The organism is Paenibacillus sp. JNU01, assembly GCF_059130585.1.
This window is the reverse complement of the sequence record NZ_CP169723.1, coordinates 545,546-569,770: the sequence shown is the minus strand read 5'-3', so window position 1 is coordinate 569,770 and position 24,225 is coordinate 545,546. Positions and strand designations below refer to the sequence as shown.

General features: G+C 44.1%; 17 protein-coding genes. 5 read left to right on the top strand and 12 right to left on the bottom strand.

Annotation, left to right across the window (positions count from 1 at the left end):
* Window positions 1-2 precede the first annotated feature (2 nt).
* Window positions 3-1,643 (top strand): response regulator, encoded by a 1,641-nt coding sequence (locus NLBNIHML_RS02275; RefSeq protein ID WP_494353662.1) that lies wholly within the window; start codon window positions 3-5, stop codon window positions 1,641-1,643.
* Between the two features lie 162 nt (window positions 1,644-1,805).
* Here the strand turns inward: NLBNIHML_RS02275 and NLBNIHML_RS02270 are convergent, their stop codons facing one another.
* The 6 genes from NLBNIHML_RS02270 to NLBNIHML_RS02245 form a co-directional block, all read right to left on the bottom strand.
* The gene (locus tag NLBNIHML_RS02270) at window positions 1,806-3,491 is read right to left on the bottom strand and encodes an extracellular solute-binding protein (RefSeq protein WP_339255226.1); all 1,686 of its coding nucleotides are present in this window, start codon (window positions 3,489-3,491) and stop codon (window positions 1,806-1,808) included.
* A 190-nt stretch (window positions 3,492-3,681) separates the two neighbouring features.
* The gene (gene bglS / locus NLBNIHML_RS02265; RefSeq protein ID WP_253442587.1) at window positions 3,682-4,395 is read right to left on the bottom strand and encodes a beta-glucanase; all 714 of its coding nucleotides are present in this window, start codon (window positions 4,393-4,395) and stop codon (window positions 3,682-3,684) included.
* Window positions 4,396-4,681: 286 nt separating this feature from the next.
* The gene (locus NLBNIHML_RS02260) at window positions 4,682-5,386 is read right to left on the bottom strand and encodes an ankyrin repeat domain-containing protein (protein WP_494353661.1); all 705 of its coding nucleotides are present in this window, start codon (window positions 5,384-5,386) and stop codon (window positions 4,682-4,684) included.
* 10 nt (window positions 5,387-5,396) lie between these two features.
* The gene (locus NLBNIHML_RS02255; protein WP_494353660.1) at window positions 5,397-6,905 is read right to left on the bottom strand and encodes an S-layer homology domain-containing protein; all 1,509 of its coding nucleotides are present in this window, start codon (window positions 6,903-6,905) and stop codon (window positions 5,397-5,399) included.
* Between the two features lie 119 nt (window positions 6,906-7,024).
* On the bottom strand, window positions 7,025-7,717 hold the full coding sequence (locus tag NLBNIHML_RS02250; protein WP_472478085.1) for a response regulator transcription factor: 693 nt from the start codon (window positions 7,715-7,717) through the stop codon (window positions 7,025-7,027).
* A gap of 6 nt (window positions 7,718-7,723) precedes the next feature.
* Window positions 7,724-9,193, bottom strand: a complete 1,470-nt coding sequence (locus tag NLBNIHML_RS02245) for a sensor histidine kinase (protein ID WP_494353659.1) — start codon at window positions 9,191-9,193, stop codon at window positions 7,724-7,726.
* 225 nt (window positions 9,194-9,418) lie between these two features.
* Here NLBNIHML_RS02245 and NLBNIHML_RS02240 point away from each other — a divergent pair, with 225 nt between their 5' ends.
* Together NLBNIHML_RS02240 and NLBNIHML_RS02235 are read left to right on the top strand one after the other, a co-directional pair.
* Window positions 9,419-10,246: a helix-turn-helix domain-containing protein gene (locus NLBNIHML_RS02240; RefSeq protein WP_494353658.1), complete on the top strand. Its 828-nt coding sequence runs from the start codon at window positions 9,419-9,421 to the stop codon at window positions 10,244-10,246.
* 79 nt (window positions 10,247-10,325) lie between these two features.
* Window positions 10,326-10,673, top strand: a complete 348-nt coding sequence (locus tag NLBNIHML_RS02235; protein WP_494353657.1) for a cupin domain-containing protein — start codon at window positions 10,326-10,328, stop codon at window positions 10,671-10,673.
* A gap of 130 nt (window positions 10,674-10,803) precedes the next feature.
* On the opposite strand, the gene NLBNIHML_RS02230 is transcribed toward NLBNIHML_RS02235, so the two are convergent.
* The 6 genes from NLBNIHML_RS02230 to pdxS all read right to left on the bottom strand — a co-directional run bounded on the left by NLBNIHML_RS02230 (window position 10,804) and on the right by pdxS (window position 20,378).
* Window positions 10,804-11,652, bottom strand: coding sequence for a stalk domain-containing protein (locus NLBNIHML_RS02230; RefSeq protein ID WP_494354658.1), 849 nt, complete (start codon window positions 11,650-11,652; stop codon window positions 10,804-10,806).
* Between the two features lie 183 nt (window positions 11,653-11,835).
* Window positions 11,836-12,918 carry an ABC transporter substrate-binding protein gene (locus NLBNIHML_RS02225; protein WP_494353656.1) on the bottom strand — a complete coding sequence of 361 codons (1,083 nt, stop codon included), beginning with the start codon at window positions 12,916-12,918 and terminating at the stop codon, window positions 11,836-11,838.
* Window positions 12,919-13,100: 182 nt separating this feature from the next.
* Entirely contained in the window at window positions 13,101-15,377 is a 2,277-nt protein-coding gene (locus NLBNIHML_RS02220; RefSeq protein ID WP_494353655.1) for a beta-glucosidase, read from the bottom strand.
* 19 nt (window positions 15,378-15,396) lie between these two features.
* Entirely contained in the window at window positions 15,397-16,629 is a 1,233-nt protein-coding gene (locus tag NLBNIHML_RS02215; RefSeq protein ID WP_494353654.1) for a PTS sugar transporter subunit IIC, read from the bottom strand.
* Between the two features lie 203 nt (window positions 16,630-16,832).
* Entirely contained in the window at window positions 16,833-19,292 is a 2,460-nt protein-coding gene (locus NLBNIHML_RS02210; RefSeq protein ID WP_494353653.1) for a GH39 family glycosyl hydrolase, read from the bottom strand.
* A 204-nt stretch (window positions 19,293-19,496) separates the two neighbouring features.
* Window positions 19,497-20,378 carry a pyridoxal 5'-phosphate synthase lyase subunit PdxS gene (gene pdxS / locus NLBNIHML_RS02205; protein WP_301289953.1) on the bottom strand — a complete coding sequence of 294 codons (882 nt, stop codon included), beginning with the start codon at window positions 20,376-20,378 and terminating at the stop codon, window positions 19,497-19,499.
* 149 nt (window positions 20,379-20,527) lie between these two features.
* Between pdxS and pdxR the strand changes: the two genes are divergently transcribed.
* Window positions 20,528-22,006: a MocR-like pyridoxine biosynthesis transcription factor PdxR gene (gene pdxR / locus NLBNIHML_RS02200; RefSeq protein ID WP_494353652.1), complete on the top strand. Its 1,479-nt coding sequence runs from the start codon at window positions 20,528-20,530 to the stop codon at window positions 22,004-22,006.
* A gap of 60 nt (window positions 22,007-22,066) precedes the next feature.
* Window positions 22,067-24,088, top strand: coding sequence for an ATP-dependent DNA helicase (locus NLBNIHML_RS02195; RefSeq protein ID WP_494353651.1), 2,022 nt, complete (start codon window positions 22,067-22,069; stop codon window positions 24,086-24,088).
* Window positions 24,089-24,225 lie beyond the last annotated feature (137 nt).

Here is a 24,225-nt window from a genome sequence, read left to right as displayed (position 1 = left end):
TCATGCTGCAATTATTACTAGTGGACGATGAACGATCAGTCGTGGAAACGCTGGCCGAGACCATTCCGTGGGAAAGCTGCGGGATTGGCACAGTACACGAAGCCTTATCCGGTTCGGTAGCGTTGGAAATCATGGAAAACCACGACATTGACATTGTCATTACAGATATACGAATGCCCGAAATGTCAGGTATAGCGCTTATTACAGCGATTCATGAAAAATGGCCCCATGTACAGACGATTCTGTTATCAGGTCATGCTGATTTTGAATATGCAAAACAGGCTATCGCCCAGGAAAGCTTTGATTACTTGCTAAAACCGGTTAGCGATGAAGATCTTATTGAAACGGTCCAACGCCTCGTTCATCGAATAAAAGAAAAGTGGGAAACGGCAGCCTCCCATCAACGAGCTTTACACGCCTTTCAGGATCACCTGCCCTTGCTTCAATCCATAATGCTGCATGAATTGCTGACTGGAAAAGTCTATGATCCGAAGACACTGGCAGACAAGCTTGATCTGCTGGAGCTTCCCTACTCCATAGGTGAAGACCTGGGTATGCTGGTTATTCGCATGGAGAAACATCTATCTGAAATGGCACACGGTGACCTTGCCCTAATGGAATATGCGATATGTAATATCATTAGTGAAGTGATGCATAATCATTTTCATATCTGGCACACACGAGACGTTCACGATTACATTGTTGTTCTGGTTAGCATGAAGCACTCCACAACGATGAGCTATAGCAGGAACGAGACACCTCAGACCCTGCTTGAGCAGTATGCTGCCCAGATTCAAACGAATGTTAAGTTATACTTGAAGGGTGCGATCTCGATTTCTGTCTCTAACTGGGGCAAGTTCCCTCACGAAATAGGGGAAATCTATGAGCGGGCCGTTATGTCCATGCGTAAACGGATGGGGCAAGTTCAAGGCTTGTTTGTCACAGCTTCCGATGAAACGGACGCCAATCCGCTTCATACGATCAGGTCACTTTATCAGCCGCCAACGTTGATCAGTCTATTGGAAGCTGGGCGGTTTGAGGATGTGGAACAAAAAATCAGGCATATTTTTGAGGAATTGCTGCATTCGAGTGAACATCATGATATTGTGGAGTCAACCATTGAGGTGTATTTTGCGCTTGCTGGTGCATTTGCGTACATCATTCATAAAAATGGTAAACAAATATCATCATTGATTCCAGCGGAGTCCAATCGTTATTTTCATGCTCCCAGCTATTCTACTGCACAGCAGTTGCAGGACTGGTCCATACGTACGCTTTATTACATACGAGATGATGCCGAACAAGAGCTCAGAGACAATCACAGCACCATTGTACGCAGCGTCAAGAGTTTCGTAGACCTTCATCTGGCCGGTGATGTATCGCTGCCTGCCATTGCTGACCATGTGCATCTGCATCCAGTATACTTGTCCAAGGTATATAAGGCGGAGACCGGTGAAGCACTTACTGCCTATGTATACCGATTAAGGATGGAGAAAGCAGCCTATCATTTGCGAACGTCAACTGCCAAGGTATTTGAAATTGCTGAACTTGTCGGTTACAACAATACCGCCTATTTCATACGAGTTTTCAAGAAATTTTATGATCTTACTCCTCAAGAATATCGGGAAAATCTGCCGGTTTAGGCAATACTCCGACCAGACTTTAACGTTTTGCCAGACTCACCGTTTTCCCCGTTTTCATAGTGCATAGCAAAAGGCATTGCCGGAGTTCATATCCAGCAATGCCTTTTGTCTGCTTATGTGAGCACGATGCATCGAAGTAATACTCGCGTCTCAGTCCTCGTACTATTTTCCGCTTTTCACGGAATCATACCACTCGTTAACTTCTTTCGTAATCTGATCTCCGCCGGAAGACTTCCATTTCTCAACAAATGAGTCGAACGCATCCACAGAGGTTTTGCCATATACAATTTGAGAGAAGGTATCTTTCTCCATCTTCGTCAAAATATCATTGTTCATCTGCATCGTCATGGAAGGTGCACCGGTAAACATCTGATTGAACACGATATCTTTTTGATCCAATACAATTTTGGCTGCATCAAGCATAGGTGTAGGTACACCTGATTTGATTTTTTTCTCAAAAGGCGTTGTTGGTTCTTCACCACTTGCCAGCTTCGCGAGTGTTGTCATGCTCAAACTCGGAATACGCGCTCCATCAAAAGTTAACGTGTACTTCTCGGGAGCGTAACCGCCCGTTAGACTTGCATCAGTTGATGGTTTCCCATCGACCATAACCCAATCGTATCCTTCGGCAAATCCATGTTCGAACTCGTCGCCTTCTTTAGGATTTGCATAGTGATCAAAGAGATAGTTCTGATAGGTGAAAAAGGCTTCCGGATTTTTCATGTCTTTGTTAATCAGAACTACGCCGTTTCCATTCGACGTACCATGTCTTCCTGCCTGACCATTCGGACCGGAAGGAATCGGGTACGCTTTGTATTCAGCCTCAGGATTGTTTTTCTTCACATCCTCCAGTGGCCAGGATGGCATCCAGTGAGGACCTACCACAATACCTGCTTTTCCAGCAGTAAATTCTTCGGCTGCCTTTGTCTCGTCATACACACCGGCTTCTTCCGGGATATATCCTTTGCTCATCCAGCTTTGTAATTTGGCTAAAGCCTGTTTCGCACCGGGTGTCACGGAACCGTATTCAAGTTTTCCATCTTCCGTCAGATTCCATTGGTTCGGCATGGTACCATAAGCGCCAAATACCCATCCGGCTTCTGACATCCAGGTGTTAAGCCAGTTCTTGAAGCCGATGGTCAATCCGTAGGTATCCTGCTTCCCATTGCCATCTGGATCTTGGTTCGTAAACGTTTCCATAATAACTTCAAGATCATCTATGGTTTTAGGTGCTTCCAAATTGAATTTCTTCATCCAGTCTTCACGGATCCACATGACAGGATCGCCGTTATAGGCATAGTCCAGAATGGGAATACCGATTCTTTTTCCATCTTGCATGTATGGATACCATACAGAAGGATCTTCGTTTACGGCTGCTTTCCATGTATCGCTTGCATATTGGTCAAACAACTCGCCAGCATCGACAAATTTTCCAGACTCAATCAATTCACGTACCAGATTGAACTCGCCGCGATACGAAATGATGTCAGGCATTTCAGCATTGGACGCCAGTGATAGGCGCAGCTTTGTCTCAAATGCATTATTGGTGGAAGGAGATATCCACTGGTTTTTCAGCTCAATACCGAGTTTCTCCTTGGCCCATTTGGTATGCACGTTGTTATCCTGATCCTCACCCGGCTTAAACTTCACATCTGGACCCCATGGCCGTAAATATGTAATAGATACGGGTGGATCATATTTCCCATCTTTGAGCTCCAACGTTGTCGCCGGTGCACTCGTTTCTGTCTGTTTGTCGTTTCCGTTGCTGCATCCGCTCAAAGCTGCTGATAGGGCCAATACACCAATCATGACCAAGCTGCCTACGCGTCTCTTTTTACTTGTGTCCAACTTCGTTCCCCCAGTCTATGTAATGTTGCTTACACGTTAATCATAATGAATGAATGATATTTATGCCCATACTAATATTGCAACATTTATTGCATTAATTTAGGATATTGGATATTGAATATATAGATTGAATAATTACAATACCGTTGTATAGCGAAAAAAGCAGCCGCTAACGGCTGCTTCAGTCTACTTAATTACTCGTATATTTGACCCAATCGTACTCTGCATACAGCGGATTGGCACCGTTGTAAGGACCGAGCCAGCTATCTACACCCGTTCCATTCCAGAGATTCATCATAATTTTGCCTGGTGTTTTTGGAATATTGCTGGTTGCCGTATGCTTCAGGACACCATCCACATACCATTTGATATGTCCCGGCTGCCAATCGAATGCATACGTATGGAAACCTTGGGATGCATCAAAACCCAGATTGATAATCTGCTCATGATTGCCAACCCCATTGGTATAATAATTAAACTGCACTTTGGTGGTGTCCTTCCCTAAAAATTCGATATCAATTTCATCCCATTGGGTGCCATGTGAGGGCCCTGTGTATGTGAAAAATGAGGAAACCACACCTGTGTTCTTCGCAGGTTTCATACTGACTTCATACAAGCCGTACCCATACGTATTCGTGGATCGGTACTCTCCGCAATCGAACTTGTTTTGTGCAGAACTGGTCAACCCAAGCTTAAGCTTTCCATCACTTGTGAAATTGACATTGTTAGCCCGCCAGGTACAGTTGAACATTCCCCCATTGGAATACCCATCCGCCTTTTGCCATGTACTTGCGTTAAAATAGGTTAGTGGTTCCCAGAACACATAACCCGCGAAAGCGCTTACTGAAAAAAACAACGAAACAATACCTGTTACCGCCAAAGTATACCAAGACTTCCTCTTCATCATACACCTCCATGAATGATTCCAACATGTAAAAGTTAATATTACTGAGTGCAGGTCAATAAGGTAAAGAGAACTGCACTGTAACTAATAGATAGCGCTTACATGGTTGGTATTTCCATTTTATCTGGAAGCAGAGTGGTACACTATAGAAAATTTCAAAGCAGAGATATTCATTTTTTAATATATTGAAGCGCCTGCCCCTCAGCATCGAAGGAAGCAGGCGCTCTATAAATACCATTTACATGTAGCTCAACATTTTGATTTCTTTATTGACACTAGATCATTTCTATTGGGCTCCAGCCCGTACCAAAATGTCTTCTATTTCCTTAAAACCTCTCTTCTTTGCATGGCTGAGCGGTGACACACCATCACGATCTGTTATGTTTACGTCTGCTCCATGCTCAATAAGTAATTGAATGGCCTCCTGCTGTTGTGCATTGCCATCGTTTAATATGATCGCTTCCAGAAGCGCTGTCCATCCCAATTGATTCACATGGTCCACATTCACTGAAGTTTGGGTCAGGAGTTCCCGTACCACCCCCACATATCCATGCTCCGAAGCCGGAATAAGTGCCGTTCCTCCATATCGATTCGTTATCGCTGGGTCTGCTCCCGCCTCGATCGTCAATTTCAAAATGTCCAAGTATCCTTCAGCCCCAGCATACAGGAATGGGTTATTCTTCATATCATCTTGTACATTTACATCTGCACCAGCTTCAATCAATATTTTTGCTGAGGCCAGATCGTTGTTATAAGTTGCCATCATGGCAGCCGTTCTTCCGTTCTGATCCTGAGCATTGATATGGGCGCCGGCTTGAATCCATTTTTGAATACTTTCGTTATCTCTATCCTCTACCGCCTTGAACAACTGTTCTTCCAGTGAAGTCATGTTCTTCTCCTCCACATTCGAGTCGTTTTTCAACTCAGGTACACAGCCTTGCAAGTTAAACATACTACTTATTAGTATAACGATGATCAGCGACTTACTCATACTGCCTCCTTTACTCCAGGGTCAGGGTAACCGAAGAAGAGACGCTCCAATCCCCAACTGGGTTTAATGTATAGGTCGTACCTGGAGTCAGCTTTCCGTCATTCGTAATGTCGAATACACCTGTAGATCCTTTTCGACTTGAGTATTTATAGGTGGCTGTCAGAACTTCCCCGCTAGGTGCTGTTAACGTTACACTCCGACCAGAGAACAGTTCATCTCCGGGATCTTGGGCAAGTGTAACTTCAATGGAGGTTTCACTCACAGCCTGAGCACTTGCAACCTCTAGCGCATCAAACGATTTTGCAGTGAATGAAGCATTTTCGAGGTTCGCCCAGTCTGAATATACGGTATATGTTACACCTGGTTTCAACACTTGACCTTCAGGCAAACGGAATTTCGGTTCTTGTTTGCCGTCTGTCGATTGTGTGAACGGCACATATCTGGCAATGATGGGCTCGCCGCCTTCTGGCGTAATTACAACTTGTCTTGCCTGCATGGAAGAGATGATTTGAAACGTTTTGCCTCCGGCTTGTTCTTGATCATTCAGCACGAACGCATTCGCGCCTCGACCACCGCTGTAAGCCGAGATAATGTAACCGTAATCGACGACTCCGTTCTCTTGCAATGCTTCAATCTCGAATGTATCATTCGTGACTTGACTAGCTGTGGTCATGTTTATTTTCGTGCCACTGCCTTCAAAGGAACCAGCATCTTGACCTTTGTAAGTAAGGCTGTACACTTCACCAGCATCTTGTACGGACGTTGGAACGATGTAAGTGGCAATCGAGCCTGTTTTCAAACGGGGCATATTGGTTAAGGTCAGTCGACCACTAAACGCAAAGTCCGATTGTGCCTTGGCAAAAGCTTCATCCGTTGCTGTCAGTGGTTTGTCAAATGTGACGATTAACGTAATGGCATTCAGCGATCTAACGCTCTGGATTTGAGCTTGCTCCGAAGGAATGGCTCGGTGAGCTGTTTGCAATAGCACCGCTGCTTCGCCGCGCGTTGCTGAACCGTTCTCGGAGTAGAACTCGCTCATCCAATGCTGAACGGATTTCACGTCACGCTGCATGGCTTTGGATACGACCTGTTCGAGTTCCGCATCTGTCACTTGAGCTTGTGGCTGGAATTGTCCATCGTGTGCCTCCATGATGCCGAGTTCAACAAGCTTTAAGGCATATGGCGAATACCATGCATTGGGATTAACATCTGTTAATTCTAAGGTTTCTCCTGTTTTGCTCTCCAAATGAAACGTTTTAAAAACCAATGACGCTAACTCTGCACGGGTAATTGCTCGATGTTCACCCATGGATTGATCTGCGTACCCGTTCATGATCCCCAAACTATTCAGTTCTTTGACAGCAGCATCAATCTGCTGTGGAGTAAGCTGTGTGGTTGTTGCCGCAATGGTATTAACGTATGTAGCTGCATGTACTTGATTCCCAGTTAGCGGGAATACTGCTGTACCTAATGCAGTTATGGTTAGAAATGTAGCGATTTTGCGGGTTGTTGAATTCATGGTTGAATTCCTCCTCTATAGGTTGTAGTTGCCTGTATCTATAGAATAGAGGACAAAAAGAAACTCCCAATGATAAAGTTATTAACAAAATATAAACTAGCTCTAAATTTTCACGAAACTTATGCAGTAAACCGGTAGCCTGCGCCCCATACGGTTTCAATATACTCCGGATTTTTGGGGTCTGTCTCCAGCTTGCCACGCAGTTTGCGAATATGGACGGTAACCGTTGCTATGTCTCCGGTGGAATCCATGCCCCAGATGCGCTCGAACAGATCGGATTTGCTGAATACACGATTGGGATGACTCGCAAGAAATACAAGTAACTCGAATTCCTTGGTTGTAATTGCCACCTCTTCTCCATTAACGAAAACACGGCGTGATCCTTTGTCAATGTGAAGCCCCCGAATGTGGATTTCATCCTGCTCAGCGGGTTTGTTTTTGCCAAGCAGTCTCTCGTATCGGGTCAAATGAGCCTTTGCTCGCGCAACCAATTCACTTGGGCTGAACGGTTTTGTAATAAAGTCATCCACACCCAGATTAAATGTCCTGATCTTGTCGATTTCTTCCTTTTTCGCGGAAACGACAAGGATGGGCACCTCCTTCACCTCGCGAATACGCCTGCAACATTCGAAGCCGTCGAGTCCCGGAAGCATCAGATCAACAATGATCAGATTGTAGTCCCCCTCAAGTGCCTGCTTCAGACCTTCATCTCCGTTGTGGCAGAGATCCACGGAGAATCCATTGAGCTCAAAATAATCCCGTTCCAGTTCCGCAATCGTTGTTTCGTCCTCAATGATCAAAATGTTTGCCATGACTCATTAGTCCCTCTCTTCATTTAGCCGTTTCAGTTTGATATATATGCTCGTGCCATTATGAGGCTTGCTTTCTGCCCAGATGAAGCCCCCATGTCCATCAATAATTTGCCGGGCAATAGCTAGCCCAAGTCCACTGCCACCCGTTGACGAGTTGCGGGATTGTTCTGCCCGATAGAAACGTTCAAATATATAAGGCAGTGCCTCTTCGGCTATCCCCTTGCCATTGTCTTTAAACGCCATCGTAATCCATTTCTCATCAGCTTGAAGTGTAATCTCGAATAGTTTGTTATCATTCTCCATGTATTTGAGTGCATTATCCACCACATTGACAACGGTACGTTTTAACTTCTCCGGATCCACAGCAGACATAGCGGGACCAGACAACTGGTTATTCCAATGCAAGGCAACACCTTTGTCCTCCAGATCGTATCTCAACTCTTCAATACTGTCTTCCAGGAAATCAGCGAGATCAACTGTTTTGAACAGGAAAGGTTCCTGGTTCAGGTCGAGCTTCGAATATAAAAACAGTTCATCCACCAGCTTATCCATACTAACTGCTTTGGAGTGAATGATATTAACGTAACTCTCCATTTTCTCAGGAGTATTGGCCACTCCGTCACGAATACCCTCAATATAACCTTTAATATTGGTAATCGGCGTACGGAGATCATGCGAAATGTTCGAGATAAGCTCTTTTCGGTTCGCTTCGTCCTGCTGTCGTAACGCATAGGAGCGCTGCAATTGATTCCGCATACTCTCAAATGCTTCGCTGAGTTGCCCAACCTCGTCATTGGAATTCAGCTGAATCTCAAAGGATAGATTGCCATCTTTAATATGTTCGGCTGAGCTTCGTAGTTGATTGAGCGGCTTAATAAAACTGCGCGTGATCCAGCGGAACAGTAGCAGATTGGTGATAATCAGGACACCGATTAGCAGAAGTGACATCACAGGCAGTAATTTGCGAGTAAGTTCCGCAAAGGGGCTTCGCTCCCGAATAACGAAGATACTTCCCCGTTCTCCATCCGAGTATTGAAAATCAAATTTCGCATACGCGTAGAATCGCTCACCTATATTGAAGGTGCTTCGAATCTGATAGTTGTTAAGATCGTAGGCAGGTAGAGCTTGTCTCAGTTCCGGCTGGTTGAAGGTCAGCGATTCGAAGATCTGACTATTCTCCCGTCTGACGTAGAGCCCTGACTTCTCAGCTCTCAGCTTCATGTCATATTCACGCAGCAAAACCTTGTTCTGCAGGTCGTCAGGATCATTTTTAGCCAGAAACTTCATCTCTTGAAAGATCGATTCTCCCTGGTCACTCAGTGGTTTGATCTGATAATGTACCTTGTATATATCACGAAAACTCTGCAGATCCCCTGTGGCCGCAATCGTGTACAGGCTTGCCGTTAGCAGGATGAACAGCAGACTTATTACAAGCATACTCGTGAAAGATAGCAGCATTTTAATTCGAATGGACATGGGTTCCCCTTCTCAAGCAGACATTTGGATTAGTTAGTGCACATGTTAACACAAGATCGATTCAATTGCCCAGATGTAAAAAAGAGGTTTCGTACTCTCGTGATTCTTGAAAAGGTCTTTGTTTAATATGTTGACATTGATAATGATTATCAATAGTGTTGTAGTAAGATCTACAGCCTTTTATCTCAACAGGACTGGCAACATTATTGAAACGAGGTACGGAATGTGAAAGTAGACGTTAATCAGTTAGCAGCGCATTTTGCACACATTCCTTTTCAAGTAGAAGGAATATATCGATATGCTAGAAATCCAGGGGTTCCTCACGCTGACTATACCGATTCCTTCCCTGGATTCGTGTTCCCCCTTACAGGAAAAATACAATTTCAATTTGATGGGACGCCCTATATCTTTTCACCAGGAAAAGTTGTGCATGGGGGAGCAAAAATGAAACTGGATCAGACCGTGTTTAATAAAAATGACTGGGAGTATATCTTGGTTTTATACCGAATATGTAGTTCAGATCTGGAAGAGTCAAGCTTCTCCCATCAGCATTTTGAATTATCAACGGGCCAATCTCCTCGTCTGATCGAATTAATTATGCGTCTTTGGTATGTGTATAACCAGCATGGAGGTATTTCAAGGTTTCAGACAGAAATGCTGTTTCGCGATGTGCTGAATGAAACTTTGTTATGTGTTGACCATAGGCAAAAAAGTTGTGAATCAGTTGTTTTATTTGAACGGGTCTCTGCCTATATTCAAAAATACTATGATCAAAGTCTGACGATCGCATCGCTTGCAGAACAAAATAACGTTAATCGTAACCGGCTTTCCTATGTGTTTAGAAGACATGCAGGTATGGGGCCAGCAGAATATATATTGAAATATCGTATAAAGATAGCTGAACAAATGTTATTGGCAAATGACGCTTCTGTGCAACAGATTGCTGAAACGGTTGGCATTGCCGATCCCTATTATTTTAGTAGAGTGTTCAAGAAACAAAATGGTGTCTCTCCTACTGCGTATCGTCAGAGGTTCATCAATAATCCATCCTGATTTCAACAGGCATCCATGTTACGCCTAAATCTAAATCAGTATACTGAACTTAAACGAACATTACACAGGAGGAATTACGATGCACTATCAAGCTATTAAATTGAATGAGGAATTTGCTAAAATCAACGATCTGTGGTCCCCGAAACTCATTGGAGAAATGAATAATCATCAATTTAAGATCGTAAAGATTGCTGGAGATTTTGAGTGGCATGTTCATGAGGAAACCGATAAGTTGTTTTTTGTGCTCGAAGGGGAAATGATAATAGATTTTCGTGATGGGCAAGTGAAGATTTGTAAGGATGAGATGTATATCGTACCCAAGGGAGTCGAGATCAAGCCTTCCGCCGAAAAGGAATGTCATATCATGTTAATGGAGCCTGGAAGTGAAGTTGTCATGCCTAACTTATCCCCCATTGCCCCTAATTAAATGTTATCTTTGCCGCCGATCACTTTGATCAGCGGCTCTTTGAGATAATTGTTTTATTCAATAATATAAGAGCATGATAACTGGACATTATGTTATTATGACAATTCAGAATATCCGATCAGATATCGATTTAACGAGGAAGCACTTCAAGCACTTTACCACTTCCATCTTCGATAATACGTATACTGTTGTCATCAATGAGTTGAATGGTACTATCTTCATTTAAAATCTCATGCTGCCCCGTTACCCCGTGAGCAATGGATTTGCGAACCAGACCTTTGTTTTTGAATACCAACGTGTAAAGATCGTAGTCTTCCGTTTTTCGGTTGGTATGTTCTATGAGGACAATAAGTAGATTTTGAGGACTCCGCTTGAAATTGATCTTGAGATCATGGGTATTTACATTCATATCCTTTATACCTAATGGAATCAAACTCTTTTGTCCAGTAACTGCATTCGTAATCTCAAGATCACCTTTTGCAGCACGAATCATATAGATGTATCCCATGTTGCTGCCATAAAAAGTATCGGTATAATTGCTCAGCCCAGTCACGATTACCTTGTTCGTCTTCGTATCTTGATGAGTCACTTCCCCGTCCATAGCAGTTGCAAGAAAACTAATGGGTACATAAAGGTTACTAATATACCATACAGGTTCACTGCCCATATCTACTTTTTGACCATCCACTTCGGCAATTTTACTTCCCAAGTGCACTACAATATGCTTCTGACTGTTCTTCAGTACGGCCGTATTATCATCTTCCATCCCCCACGGCAGACCTGCCTTAATACCAAGTGAGAACAAGCTTCCGTAAGTGATTCCATCCTTGTGTAACGTCTCAACATGGTTAATACGGCCGTCCGCCCACTGAATTTCCAAATTAACGTATTTTTTTGCTGCTTCAGATTTTTGAGCCCCCAGTGGTAATAAGACGGACATCACGAATGCAACGACAACTACTTTTTTCAAATACTTCATTTTCACATCGACTCGCCCCATTCATGTGATTTTTAATCTTATAATAGTAACGTTAGATTCCAAATAAAGTTTGACTCCATTCTCATTATCATTTAACGAGTTAATCCGGTTCAACTAGAGTCGGAGACTTGGTTCCTGGTAACAAAAAAAGCCGCTAAAATAGCGACTTTTAAGGGGATTCATTTATAACCCGAGATCATCAGCGAGCCCTTCAACACCTGTGAAGATGGAATCTCCGTAGCCCCAGAAGTTGTTGAAATCAATAATGTAGATTTTCTTGTTTTTAACTGCATTGATGTTCTGTACCTGCTTGTTGGATAGCAGTTTTTCAATTGTCTGTTCAGGATCAATGCCACCAGCATACCTGGAAATAATCAGGGCATCCGGATTAATCTCGATTAGCTTCTCCAGACTGAGTGTGCCGGTTTCATTAATCAGCATATTATGCATATTGATTAATGACATTGCACTTTCAATAAACGTATCTCCATTTCCGTTGTAGATTCCAATCGTTCCATCACCATTATCCGAAAAAGATGCATAGTTGATCGTTTCAGCGCTAGCTCGGGCCGACAACGCAGTCTCGCGTGCTTTTAGCGTCTCAATATATGCCGCTGCATTCGCTTGTACGTTGAATATCTCACCTAATTCAGTAATATCCTGATACAGGCTATCTAACGATGCATCAGGAACACTGGTGCTTTGTACATACGTTTTGATCCCCATATCATTCAAGCTGCTTACTGTACCAACACCCCAATCTGCATCCTCAAACAATCCACCACGCCCCACAACCAGGTCAGGCGAAGCCCCTATGGTCACTTCCTTGCCTACATAACCTTCAGCCAGCACAGGAATTTGTTTAAATTCATCAGCGATATCTTCAGGTACACTTCCAAACAGTGCAGCTACACCTACAAGCTTGTCTGTCAAACCAAGGCGAATCATCAGTTCGGCTGCACCTTGGGTATTAGCAACTACTCGTTCAGGTGCCTTGTCAAACGTTTGCTCCTTCTTCACCCATGTGCCGTTCTCTGTTGTATAGTTTGAAACGGTTACCGGGTAAGTTGTTTCAGCAGGTGTTGAAGCGTCTGCGTCGGTTTGTTCCCCGTTTGTTGCTGCATTCGAGGCGCTGCTCTCCGCAGCTTGCTGTGAGCTGCCATTCGTATCTTCGCTGCCACCATTGTTGTTTGAGCACGCTGCGAGCACCAGAATCATTGCAGTAATCAAACATAGAATCATCCCTTTTTTAACGGATACTAACATGTAAATAATCTCTCCCTTTTGAATTCTCTTTGATCTTTTTGACCAATATGTAAAATCATTATTGTTAGTATATAGTAAATGTCGAAGGTTGTAAATGAGAACAATAATCAATATCATTTACGTGATGAATACAAAGAGACCCCCATTAGGAGGTCTTCTCATATCAATCGATATTTATATCGTTATCTTTCACTTCGTGCCTGATTAACTTTGGTGATAAGTTCATGAATAATTTCGTCAGGTGAACGTTCATTCATCCATTGTTGACCGAACATTTGGAATACTTTGATCATCGGGAAATCTGCCCAGAATCCCACAAACTCCTCATTAAGATATACCTTGTCTGTAACATGCTTGTTCATTTCATTCAGACAATGTTCCAATTCCTTTTTCGCTGCCGGATCACACATCCACTCACTGAGCAGACTGAATTTGTGGAAAGTGATTTCTTCCTTACCAAAGTCACAATGCAAACGTTCCGTAATTCGGAGATCTTTGGACGAGCTGCCAAGTGAAATTTGGAAAAATCCGGTCTCTGCCACCCAACGATTGTACTTGGTGTTGTAGTATGAAAAGTCTCTCTCTTCCAGTTCAAAAGTAATCTTGCGTTTTTCACCCGGCTCGAGTTCAACTTTAGTGAACGCTTTTAATTCTTTCTCTGGACGGGTCCATGTGCACTCTTCATCGTGAACATACAGTTGAACAACTTCTTTCCCCTTGCGCTTGCCGGTATTTTTCAATTGGAAAGACACAGTCACACCGGTAAGGGTCTGTGCCACTTCCAGATCCGTATACAAAAACGATGTGTATGACAAACCGTGTCCAAACGGGAATTGAGGTGCCAGTTCTTTCCGGTCATAATATCGATAACCTACGAAAAGGCCTTCACGATAATACAGCTTGCCGTTCTCTCCGCGAATTCGCATATGTGAGGGGTTGTCCGACAGTTTGACAGGGAAGGTCTCAGACAACTTGCCCGATGGATTCGTCTGTCCGAATAATACATCTGCAATCACTTTACCCATGCCTTGACCCGACAACCATGAATGAATCACACCAGGAACATGCTGTACCCATGGACGCATTGCCAGTGCGGAGCCGCTACTCGTCACAACAATGCACTTGGGCTGAACCGCCGCTACCGCGAGAATTAATTTTACCTGATGCTCGGGTAGATCAATGCCTTGCAAATCATGCATCTCCGATTCGGCATATTCCGGTTGGCCCACAAACAATACAGCAACATCGGAATTCATGGCTAATGAGACGCTTTCTTTAATTAGCTCATCATTGACAGAGTCATCCTCCGGGTACCCTTCTGCATATTTCATGGTCATGGCGTCCCCAGCCAGATTCTTTATCTCGTCCCATGGAATATCGACTTTTGTAGGTGTTACCTTCGCGCTGCCCGCTCCCTGAATTCTCGGTTTTTTGGCAAATCGTCCGATCACGGCAATTGATCCAATGGACTCCTTCCCCAGGGGAAGAATCGAGTTTTCATTTTTCAAAAGCACGATACTCTCGGCCGCCGCTTTACGTGCAAGTGCATGATAGTCGGAATCTGGAGATGATTCCATGTCTGTTTTGCCCGTTACCCGCTCAACCAGTTTCAAAATACGACTCACGCTTCGATCCAACTGTTCTACGGACAGGCTTCCGTTCTGGACCGCTTCAATGATCGCTTTGGCATTGTAATGGGCGGGACCCGGCATCTCCAGATCAAGCCCGGCCTTCAGACCACGTATGCGATCATTGACAGCTGTCCAATCGGACAAGACAACACCTTCATATCCCCACTCTTCTCTCAAAATGTCATGCAGCAAATGTTCGTTCTCACTTGTATACGTTCCATTCAATAAATTATAGGAACACATGACTGTCCATGGGTCGGATTTCTTAATAATCCGTTCAAAGGCGCTTAGGTAAATTTCGCGAAGCGTCCGCTCATCGATTTCCGAACTGGTCACCATTTTCTCGAACTCCTGGTTATTGCCTGCAAAGTGTTTGACAGAAGCACCCACTCCTTCACTTTGGATCCCGTTTATAAACGCCGCACCAAGTTCCCCCGTCAAGTATGGGTCTTCCGAATAGTATTCGAAGTTTCTTCCACCAAGCGGCGTTCTTTTCATATTTACACCAGGTCCAAGCAGCAGCTCGACGTCCATCGTTTTCGATTCACGTCCCAGTGCCACACCGACTTCATGCAACAATTCCGTATTCCACGAAGAACCGATGGCTGAACCCGTAGGGTAACAGGTTGCGGGTACATTTTCCGTTGTAATACCCATTTCTTCATCGCTGTTCGTTTTACGGATGCCGTTTGTCCCATCATACATATGAACTGGCGGAATGTTTAACCGCTCGATTCCTTTTGTCATCCACATATTCAATCCTGCGCAGAGTGAAGCTTTCTCTGCCAGAGTCAATGCTGACAATAATTCATTGATTGATTTATCCATAGTATTCACCCTTCTGATATTAATTTTCTTCCTGTTCTTTCTTCAGTTCCTGTGCATCATACAGTTTGAAAAACGGAAACCAGACAATAAATACAATCACCAGAACAACCGCTAGCAAGATGAGCCCATTGAATCCGGACATAATGTAGGTGGACAGGCCGATCGGTGTATACCATAGCTGGAAGATCTGGCTCGGAATTCGAACCCAACCCCAGTCGAGAGCCAAGTATACAATCACCGGTGTGATAAGTGAGTTAATCCACATCGGCACCATGAGTAATGGATTAAAGGCAATCGGTGCTCCGTACACGACGGGTTCATTGATGTTGAACAAGGATGGGATAATAGTTGCCTTGCCAACAGATTTCAGCTTTTTCGAACGTGCCATCAGGAACCAAACAACTAACGGCAAGGTCGCTCCCATTCCGCCAATACCCAGCCATCCGGAAAAAAAGGTTTCAAATGTGTTGATATTGACGGGAGCTTGTCCCGCTGCGACGAGTGCTGCATTTTCTTCAATTGCAGGTATCCAGATGGCGTACCAGATCGGTGTCATAACCCACGGGCTTACGCCAAAGGAATACAGTACTACGCCGATAAAGTTGAACAATAAAAATCCGGTTAAACTTTGCCCCACAGCATTGATCGGCTCAAATACGTTCACGATCAGTCCAAAAATATCAAAATGAAGCTGATATACAAGCACCCATCCTGTTGTTAATACCAGAGCGATCGGGACGAGAAAATCGAACCAATCCATAATGAATTCGGGAAGTGAAGATCCCTTTTTGAAGAACGAAAATTTGTTGCACAAGATCATTACAAGCGCAACGAATACACCTACTAAGAGTGCTGTAATCATCCCCGAAGGTCCGAATCGTTCAAGAATGAACTGAATGGTACCGTCTTCGTTTAGTGTTGGGTTAAGCAGCATGACGAACAGAGATATCCCCGTCATTCCCGCAAGCAACTTAATTTTGTGTCGTTCTCTTTTTTCCATCACGACATAAGGTGTCAAAAAAGCAATAAACAACCCCAGCAAACCAAAACTGAATGTTGTGATGGGTGTCAGGTCCGGCATTCCCGGAATGAAATCCTGCAAAATTGAAATCAATGTGATAATTGAACCGATGAAAATCATCGGAATGGCGACCATGATGGCTTCTTGAATCGAAGAAACCCAAATATTGTTCGTAAACGCCTCCAATCTTGGCGCAAACGAATCTGTCATCCATTTCATGAAACGCTTCATCCAAAACTCCCCCTGTCTTCCTCTATGCTGCTACAACCATAGTATATCGATTTGTGTTAACGCTTTCTTGTTGGAACTTGCCACGTCATGGATCGTTTTTTGCCCAATTCATCGCTACAGTTCTAGCTTGCCAGCCTGCAAAAGAATTAAACAACAAAAAACATCCCTTCAATACTGAAAGGATGTCTTAAGAGCACTTTTTTCTAATATTGTCTGTCCAAAATGAGTAACATCACGCCATGAGGAGGGAGCACCAATTCCTTGCGCCAACAATCAGCCCTTACCATCTCTGTCTCCATCACCGGGCCGCTCCTTCCGTTTAAATAGAGAATTTCTTCTTCCGTCAAGGAATAGGGTGATCCCATTCGGATCCACTCATCAAATACCGATCCATGCTCCCGGTCCAGTCGATAACTGGTGCATTTATAAGTTCCCTCGAGATTACTCAGGGTAAGTTCATAAGCTTTGCTGCCTTTTTCCTCAAATACGTCATAACGGGTTGAGCAGGATAATTCCGACCAGTCTCCACTAGCAAACAGCCGGTCAACATGCACATAGTGATAGAACAAAAACTGTATGCTTCCATCACTTTTTCGGGTTGCGACATACCCGTCTCCCTTAACCAGTAGCTCATTCCCAAGCTTTTGCATAAGTTCAAATGCATAATAGCTGGGTTTCTTCAGCCCATCGCGGTTAATCAGGCCAAAACCTCCGTAGAAAGGAGAAGAGGGAACGATACTTTCTTCGAATACATCGGTAAAGGACCAGAAAGCCATCGCTTTCACGTCACCGAGCGTGTTCATGGTGTGGTACATGACAAACGGAGCCATGAACATGGTATCGTGCAGCAAGTTTCGGTCATACAGCGAAAAGTTCCACTCCGTGACATGAAGTTCAACATGAGCGTACGATGACGCATTCATTTTTTGTCGCATAAGCTCAACACTCTCTTTATAAAAAGCAGGATGCATGATTTGGGTTAAACGATCATCTTCAACTTTGAGCTTGGGATACTCCGAATAGATGTGGAATGAAAAAAAGTCGAGAGCCACTTCCCGTTTACTGCAATAATCCAAAAAATCCTCAGCCCAGGTATCGTTCCAGAGAGATCCGTAACCCATAGCCGGCCCTCCTACCTTCAGTTCCGGCAAAATCGATTTGATGGCATGAACGGTCGATTCGTAAAACGCAAAGTATTCTTCCTTGCTTCCTGCCCAACAAACACCAGCCAGATCAGGTTCGTTCCAGACTTCGAAATACCACTGTCTCACTTCTTCCGCCCCATAACGATTTAAACAATGGCGAACGAACTCGGCAACAAGCGCCTGCCATTTGGCAGGGACGGATGGTGGGCTGATATTCCCCCTCCACCAAAACAGCGTTTCTTTGGATCTCGCCAGCTGGCTCGGCATAAAGCTTAATTCCACAAATGGCCGAACACCCTGATCCAGCAGGAAATCATACAACTTGTCCACATAAGACCAGTTATAGAGGGACATGCCCTGCTCGTTCTCGCTGTACACCATCATCTCGTCATTGAAGATGCCGTGAAACCGAATATTTTGAAAAGGTATTTTTCCTTTCAGCTCGGAGAACTGCTTTCGCCAATCTTCACGCAAACCTTCAATGGCTCTCCCTGCCGTCATGGTCATATTCCAATGCTTTTCATAGACAGACGACGTCTGATCCGCACATATTTCAATGCTAGTTTGTTCTGACATATGTGTAGACCGTACAGGGAGTGTGTCATGATCGGCGTTTACCTTAGCATCCAGATATCGATACAGTGAGCTAATCGCATTTAACGTTTCCATCTCGTAATAATCTCCGCTTGAAGATTCCTCATACGTTTTGGGCTTGCGGTTCACATTCAACTGATGGGGTTCCGGTGTACGCGAAGATTCGCGATAGGAACCGGGCGTGCAGCCGTACTTTTCCTTGAAGTATTTGTTAAACAGCTTCACGTTCGCAAATCCGCAATCCAGCGCGATCTCCGAAATATTTTTATCGTTTGCTGCGAGTTGAGCCTGAGCCTTCTCCAAGCGAATGAGCGTCAAATACTTTTGGAAAGGTATCCCGATTTTGTCGGTAAAGAAGTGGGAGAAATAATGCAGACTTAAATGTTCGGAATCGGCCATATCCTGCAGCGTAATCTTCTCATTGTAGTGTAAATCAATATATGTGAGGACTCTGTTCAGTCTTTTATAGTCATAATCCTTGCTGCCGTTTTCCAATGCAAAATTTGTTCCACTGGAAAAATACCTCTGCAGGCAGCCGCATAACATCTGTAATCTGCCCATAGTGAAATTTTGATAACCCGGTGTTTTTTTGTTGATCTCCCATACCATCTGTGCAAGATATTGTTTAATGTTATGCAGCCAGGAAGCATCCTGCTCCACATTCAAGGCAGAGTTACAGGAGATAAACGCATTATTGTTCATCAACTCAGGACCGAACTGCAGTGTCAATAACACGTTGTCCTGATTGGTGCGTTCGATCTTATGGACTGACATACTGTTAACCACGATCACATCATCTTCATGCAGTGTATATTGCTGCTGGTCCGAATACATGATGATTGAACCATGAAGAACATATACAACTTCCACTTCCTTATGCCAATGAAAATCAATATGCTTCACCGAGTTCACGAAGAGTTTCATAGGCAGATCGTCCTGATGTTGAATAAACTCATATAAATAGCGAATTGTCCGCACCTTCCTTCATACCGCTTATTATAGGCACAGCATTTTGAACATATCAACAAACTAGACAGTAACAACAAAAAAACCGATCAATTAAGTTCAATTGATCGGCTCTTCTCTATAAAAGTTCAAACTACCTATTCAACCAGATACCCTGCAATCTTACCAACCGCGGTTGGACATGCGCTCTTCTGGAGCCAATTTGGAAATTTCGATCCCTTTCATAGGGGCGCCCAAGTTTTTGGATACTTCGGCAATCAGTTTGTAATCCGTGTAATGTGTTGTAGCTTCAACGATGGCACGAGCGAATTTCTCAGGGTTATCTGATTTGAAAATACCTGATCCTACAAACACACCATCTGCTCCAAGGTGCATCATTAGTGCTGCATCCGCCGGAGTAGCTACACCACCTGCTGCAAAGTTTACGACAGGAAGTTTGCCATTTTCATGAATTTCGCGGAGTAACTCATAAGCTACACCCAGGTTTTTGGCTTCAGCATACAGCTCGTCCTTGGACATGTTTTGCACTTTGCGAAGCTGGCTGTTAATTAGGCGCATATGACGAACTGCCTCTACAATGTTGCCCGTTCCTGGCTCGCCTTTTGTACGAATCATGGATGCTCCCTCGCCAATACGGCGAAGAGCCTCTCCCAAATCTTTGGCTCCACATACAAATGGTACAGTGAACTCATGTTTATCAATATGGAACACTTCGTCTGCAGGAGTAAGAACTTCACTTTCATCGAGATAGTCCACACCCAGTGATTCAAGCACTTTGGCTTCTATGTAATGACCGATACGTGCTTTGGCCATAACTGGAATAGACACAACTTTCATAACTTCTTCAACGATCGTTGGATCTGCCATGCGGGCTACACCGCCGGCTGCGCGAATATCAGAAGGCACCCGCTCAAGAGCCATAACTGCTGTTGCCCCTGCCGCCTCAGCGATTTTAGCTTGCTCTGCATTCATAACGTCCATGATGACGCCACCTTTTTGCATCTCAGCCATTCCTCTTTTTACACGATCTGTACCTGTTTGCATAATTGTAGACCTCCTATTAACTTTTGGGTGATTTTCAATAAAGGCATCGCTCTAAACTATGATTTAGTATAAAATGAGAATGGTCATATAAAAAGATCCAATAATTTCGATTTTTATTGTACCACTTCAATGATAACTCTGGAGGGCATATGCAATTTCACGTAGCTTACAGTTCATATTTAAACCGAAAATATACCAAGATGAAGGCTCTTTATCATGCGATTCGTGATGCTATTCATGAAGGCCATCTTATACATGGCGAGAAGTTACCATCTACTAGAGAGTTAGCAGCGACGTATCACATTTCCCGGGGAACCGTGAATCAAGTGTATGATACGTTGACTGCGCAAGGTTACATTCTTTCTGAGCATGGAAGAGGAACCTTTGTCGCGTATCAGTTGGATTTGAACAATGATGCGTCCACCGAGAAAACGTGTACCCATCACTTATCAGCCTGGGGGAATCGTATTCAGCAGTTGGGACAACAGACGATTCAAAGAGATACACATACCAATAGTTTCAGTATGGAGAGCGACGAAGTGATCGACTTTAGCAAATACCAACCTGATTTCTCCAAGTTTCCTTACGATGAATGGAATAATCGATTGTATGCAGAGATAAGGCATCGTGAGCATCACCTGGAAACAACCTCTGCTATGGTGAGTTCAACAGGTGAGCCTAGATTGAGAGAAGCCATTGCTGCCTATCTTCGGAGAATGCGGGGAATTCAAGTCGATCCGGATCATATCGCCGTGACTGCAGGTTCCATGCAAGCCATAGCTCTACTCACTCAGTTACTTGCAGATCCAGGGGATTATGTAGTAACAGAGAGTCCTTGTTATGTCGGGATATCTCAAGCTATTTGGGCTGCGGGTGCAAAGTTGATAGAAGCCAATCTTGATGGCCAGGGAGTTGTACCTCAAGACTGGGAAGCTCGCATGTTGTTTGTCACGCCGTCACGACAATTTCCTACTGGCGAGATGCTCAGCCTTGAGCGCAGACAAACCTTGCTGGACTGGGCACATCGGCATGATGCCATGATTGTCGAAGATGATTATGATAGTGAATTCCGATATCGTGGAATGCATGTTGAACCGCTAAAAACACTTGATAAAGCAGGTCGTGTTATCTACCTCGGCAGCTTCACAAAAACCTTGCCTTTAGAAGTACGACTTGGCTATGTGGTTCTTCCCCCTACCTTGGCGGATACCTTTAGAAAGGCGCAGGCATTATACGAGCCACGACCCGTCAACCTGATTGAACAACGAGCATTAGCAGCATTTATGACGAGCGGTCAATATGAGCGGCATCTGCGCAGAATGAATCGTCTGTACAGTCGTAAATTCCATCTCTTACTCAAACTGTTGAACCAGCAGGTCTCGACATGGTTTGATTGGGTAGAGAATGAAGCAGGTCTGCACGTGTTTGGCTGGTGGCGAGGTAATGTGACCACTTATGAGGCCTTTCGGGCATCAGCTAGATTACAAGGTGTGGTATACTCAGAAGTCAACAGTTCAACGTCTGATGGTACGAAGTATGGGATCTATTTATCTTTTGCACATTTGTCAGATGAACAATTACAGGAAGGCGTATCCAGATTAAAAAATGCCGTGAACACTCCATTGTGAAGTAAATCGTCTCCAAAATGCAGTACAAGAAGATCATCATTCGGAAGGAGGGCGAGCGTTATGAATTGGTTGAATGAACTCTATAAAAAAAATCAACGGGAACCGCAAAAGGAAATCGAACGTTCTATGGTTAACGCGATCTTCCGAATATATGACCGGTTCCCCCGAATCGGTCTTAGAGAGCGGATCGGACAGCAAGACATGTCACTCGATATCGCCGATGCTTATATCCATGGACATCATGCGATGATTGAAGCTGGTGTTGGAATCGGCAAATCTTTTGCGTACCTGATACCAAGTCTGCTCACGAATCAAATGTCTCAGAAACCTGTCATTATAGCTACATCCTCCATTCAGCTTTCGGAACAGATACATAAAGATTTAAGGATCATTGGCAGTCGGTTGGGATTCTCAACGGTTCGTTCCGTTGTGGGGAAAGGCATGGGTCAGTACGCTTGCCGAAGCAGGGCTGCGGAATTAATCAGGTCTGATGATCCCTACCCCTCCGTGTCTCCTCTTGCCCAGCGCATATTAGATTATGAGATTGATGAGCGAGCTGATATTAAAGCTGGAGTTAGTGATGCCGAATGGTCCCACGTTTCCGTGAATGATTGCAAATTTGAACGTTGCCAGCATAAAAATGCATGTTTATTTTATGATATGAGAGCAAAATTGAATGCAAAAGCTCACGAGATTGATTTTATTATCGTGAACCAAGACCTGCTCATCCGGGATTTGATGAAGAAAAAAGAAGGAACCAAGCGTATTATCTCGGAACAGCCTGCTCTGATCGTCATTGATGAAGCGCATAATCTGGAAGCAAAAGTTCGAGACGCCAGAACTCTGGAGTTCACTTACCGGGGAATCTGCCGCGTTCTGGATACCACAGTGCAGCTGCTCACGAAGCAGACCGGGGATAAAGAGCTCTTTTCACAATCCAATTTTATTAAAAAATGTGCCCGGCATATATTCAAACAGGTAAATATGGATCTGCTCCACCATGCCAAGCAGGATAACGACCGAATCAAAGTGTCGGAGATTATAGGAATACCGTTGAACCAAGCGTTGAGTTATCTGAAAGATTTCAGTCTACGCCTTTCCATTTTGACCTCTCGCCACGAGCGGGAAATAGATGATGCTTTTGAAGCCATCAACGGGCTTATTGCCCTCATTCATGTCTTGATAGAAAAAGAAGACAACTATCTCTCATGGGCGAGTAGTCCCCTAGGTGTAGCCACGATCAGCATCTGTCCCAAAGATATAAGCCAATTTCTAAAATACGCTTTATTTAATGACAAGGTGCCTGTAATCCTAACGTCGGCGACGTTGTGCCAAGGCGGAGATACACTGGAGGAACAATACTCATATTTGACACATTCCCTCGGTTACAGAGGGGAGTTTATGGATCGCAAATCCTCCCCTTTTGACTACACCAATCATGCCATGATGTACATCTCGAACAACGTTCCATATTATGACCATGACCAGCGCGAAAACTATCTTGAAGCAGCTTATAAGGAACTGGTTGAACTCTGTAATCTGACTCACGGTAGAACCATCGTCCTTTTCTCAGCAAAGGAGGACATGAAGTACATTCACCAGAAGTTGATTTCAAGGGGAAGTGAAAATACATGGGCAGTCCATGTTCAAAAAGAGGGATCTTCCCAGGACAGTGTTATCGCTGAGTTCAGGAAAAGCAAAGGTGTACTCCTGGGTACCGGAGTATTCTGGGAAGGTGTGAATATCGAGGGTTCTGACCTGTCACAGATTATTATCTTTCGTCTGCCCTTCCCTGTTCCTTCCGATCCTGTGTATGAATATAAGGCATCTGTAACGAAGAATCCGTTCATGGAGGTGTTTGTACCAGACATGCTTCTTCGGTTAAGGCAAGGAACGGGTCGCTTGATTCGTAGTGAAACCGACCTTGGCATACTCAGCATACTTGACTCCCGTCTCAGCGCAGCGGCAAAAAAGAGTTACCGGGAACAAGTGCTGGACACCTTGCCCTTCAAAAATGTGACTGAGTCTTTGGAGGTATTGGAGAAGTTTGTTCAGAAAAAAGGCATAGGACGTAGAGATTAGACTCAGTCACCCCAACGATATATAATGTTCAAATCACATGAAACGGCCCTTCTGCCAATCAAGCGGATCGGCCTATCTTAATGCTGGTAGCAAGATATATGCTACAATATATTCCATAGTTATGAATACCGAAGGAG